Origin of the sequence: Neobacillus fumarioli NBRC 102428, from assembly GCF_001591485.1 — a bacterium.
GTDB lineage: Bacteria > Bacillota > Bacilli > Bacillales > Cytobacillaceae > Neobacillus > Neobacillus fumarioli.
In genome coordinates this window covers 1-2,475 of the sequence record NZ_BCUZ01000207.1, presented here as the reverse complement: position 1 = coordinate 2,475, position 2,475 = coordinate 1, and the positions used below count along the sequence as shown (strand labels likewise).

The following is a 2,475-nucleotide window of genomic DNA, read 5'->3' as shown; positions in this document are numbered from 1 at the left end:
GTAAGCGTCAAATAAAACCCACCTGTATCCGATTCATCATTCATGAGACAATGGCCTCAAGCACATGAAAAAGGAGGTCAAGATCTCATGGATCGTGAGCAACGGATCCGGGAATGGACTTCTCGCGTGGAAGAGTACCGAACCAGCGGACTTACGATGGCCGCATGGTGCGAGGCGCAAGGCATTTCCATTCATCAATTGAAATATTGGCTGAATCGTTTGAAACGGCTATCCGATTCGAGTCGGACAAATGCTTCTACCATGGGTTGGGTACCAGTGACCGTGACATCCTCCCCTGAAAACCAGAACCCGGATCCAGGGGTTGTCATTCGGATCGGCCAGGTATCCATCGAGGTCGCAAACGGTTTTGATCCCCAACTTCTCCGTCAGGTTGTTCAGACCTTGATGCCCTTATGCTAAGCATTCCGAATTCGATCCGCGTCTATCTTGCCTGCGGCAGCACCGATCTCCGCAAATCGATCGACGGGTTGGCCGCCCTGGTGCAGGAAGGATTCGAGCTGGATCCGTTCTCTCCCGCGCTGTTTGTCTTCTGCAACCGGCAACGGGACAAAGTAAAGATTCTGTTCTGGGACCACAACGGCTTCTGGCTCTTCTACCGCCGATTGGAGCGCGGGAGGTTTCCGTGGCCGATGGCTCCATCCGCACGGCCGCTTGAGATGAGCGGCCGCGAATTACGCTGGCTACTGGACGGCCTGTCGCTGGAACAACAGCAGGCGCATCCTGCCGTTCGGGCAAAGTATGTCATTTGAAACAATTCACCCTGTCAGCCCATTGACCACAAGGAATCCGGGGATCGGTGTAGAAATGAATCGGTATGGAAAAGAAAACGAACGCTCTCACCCCTACCCTTACAACGGAAGAATATGAGGCTCAGGTTGCCAGGCTGGAACAGCAGGTTGCCGAACTGTCGGCCAAACTCAAATGGTACGAAGAACAGTTCCGCCTCGCGCAAAAAAAGCGCTTCGGCGCCTCCAGCGAGAAGACGGATCCGAACCAGTTGGAGTTGGATCTGTTCAACGAAGCAGAAGTCCTTGCCACGCCGAAAGGCGAAGAGCCGCCCATGGAGAAAATTACGTACGAGCGCCGGAAACCAGCCGGTCCACGCACAGCCAAACTGGACCATCTGCCAGTGGAGACGGTGACGTATGAGTTGAACGAAGACGAACGGGTCTGCTCGTGCTGTGGCAACCCCCTTCATGAAATGAGCTCCGAGACGCGTCATGAAATTGCGATTATTCCAGCGCAGGTGAAAGTGGTGCAGCATGTGCGCAAGGTATATGCTTGCCGCCGCTGCGAGCGCGAGGAGATCCGTACGCCGATCGTAACGGCCCCGATGCCAAATCCCATCTATCCGGGCAGCCTCGCTTCTCCTTCGAGTATGGCGTATGTGATGACACAGAAGTATGTGGACAGCCAGCCGCTGTACCGGCAGGAGCAGCAATTTTCCCGTCTGGGACTTTCGATTTCCCGGCAGACGTTGGCCAACTGGATGATGTACGGCGCCGAGTGGCTGTCGCTGCTAACGGATCGCATGCGTGAGCATCTGCTGAAGCAGGACATTCTGCATGCAGATGAGACGACGCTGCAGGTGCTGCGCGAGCCGGGCAAATCAGCCGAGACGCAATCGTACTTGTGGCTGTATCGGACCGGGCGCATGGGCCCGCCGATCGTCCTGTACGACTACAAGCCGACGCGAAACGGGGAGCATCCGCGAAACTTTCTTTCGGGATTTCGCGGCTACCTGCACGTTGACGGGTATTCCGGTTACCATAAGGTGCAGGGCGTGACCCTCGTTGGATGCTGGGCGCATGCGCGCCGCAAGTTCGACGAGGCGCTGAAGGCGATGCCTGCCGGACAACCGAAAACCGAAACGGCGGCCCGACAGGGACTGGAGTTTTGCAACCAGCTCTTTGCGATTGAGCGAGGGCTTAGGGACGCGTCGCCGGAAGAACGCTATGCCGTCCGAATGGAGCGAAGCAAGCCCATCTTGGAGGCCTATTTGGCATGGCTTCAAAAGCAACGGCCCCGAACGCTGCCAAAAAGTCTGCTCGGACAGGCGATTGCGTACAGCTTGAACCAATGGGACAAACTGACGGCTTTCCTGCAGGATGGTCGTCTGGAGATCGACAACAACCGCAGCGAAAGGTCGATCAAGCCATTTGTGATTGGACGAAAGAACTGGCTGTTTGCCAACACGCCTCGCGGAGCAAAGGCCAGCGCGACGATCTACAGCATGATTGAGACCGCGAAAGAGAACGGACTGAATCCGTTCCAATACTTGAAGTATCTGTTTGAGCAGCTTCCGCAGCTTGCAGATCCAAAAGATACGGAAGCGCTGGACAATCTGCTGCCTTGGTCTCCAACGTTACCGCTTGTATGTCGAACAACTCAATCGTAACCTATTTTATCGAAGCCCTCATCGGATCAACAGGTGGGGGTTATTTGACGTTTACC

Annotated in this window: 3 protein-coding genes; all 3 read left to right on the top strand. The window is 55.5% G+C overall.

Translation table 11 applies throughout. The annotated features are described in order from the left end of the window. Positions 1 to 42 precede the first annotated feature (42 nt). Positions 43 to 420, top strand: a complete 378-nt coding sequence (tnpA, locus tag BFU02S_RS15560; RefSeq protein WP_157075967.1) for an IS66 family insertion sequence element accessory protein TnpA — start codon at positions 43 to 45, stop codon at positions 418 to 420. Beyond that, the gene (tnpB, locus tag BFU02S_RS15555) at positions 414 to 770 is read left to right on the top strand and encodes an IS66 family insertion sequence element accessory protein TnpB (RefSeq protein WP_066372650.1); all 357 of its coding nucleotides are present in this window, start codon (positions 414 to 416) and stop codon (positions 768 to 770) included. The genes tnpA and tnpB overlap by 7 nt, the downstream gene beginning before the upstream one ends. Positions 771 to 835: 65 nt before the next feature. Then, entirely contained in the window at positions 836 to 2,419 is a 1,584-nt protein-coding gene (tnpC, locus tag BFU02S_RS15550; protein WP_066372647.1) for an IS66 family transposase, read from the top strand. The last annotated feature ends 56 nt before the right edge of the window (positions 2,420 to 2,475 follow it).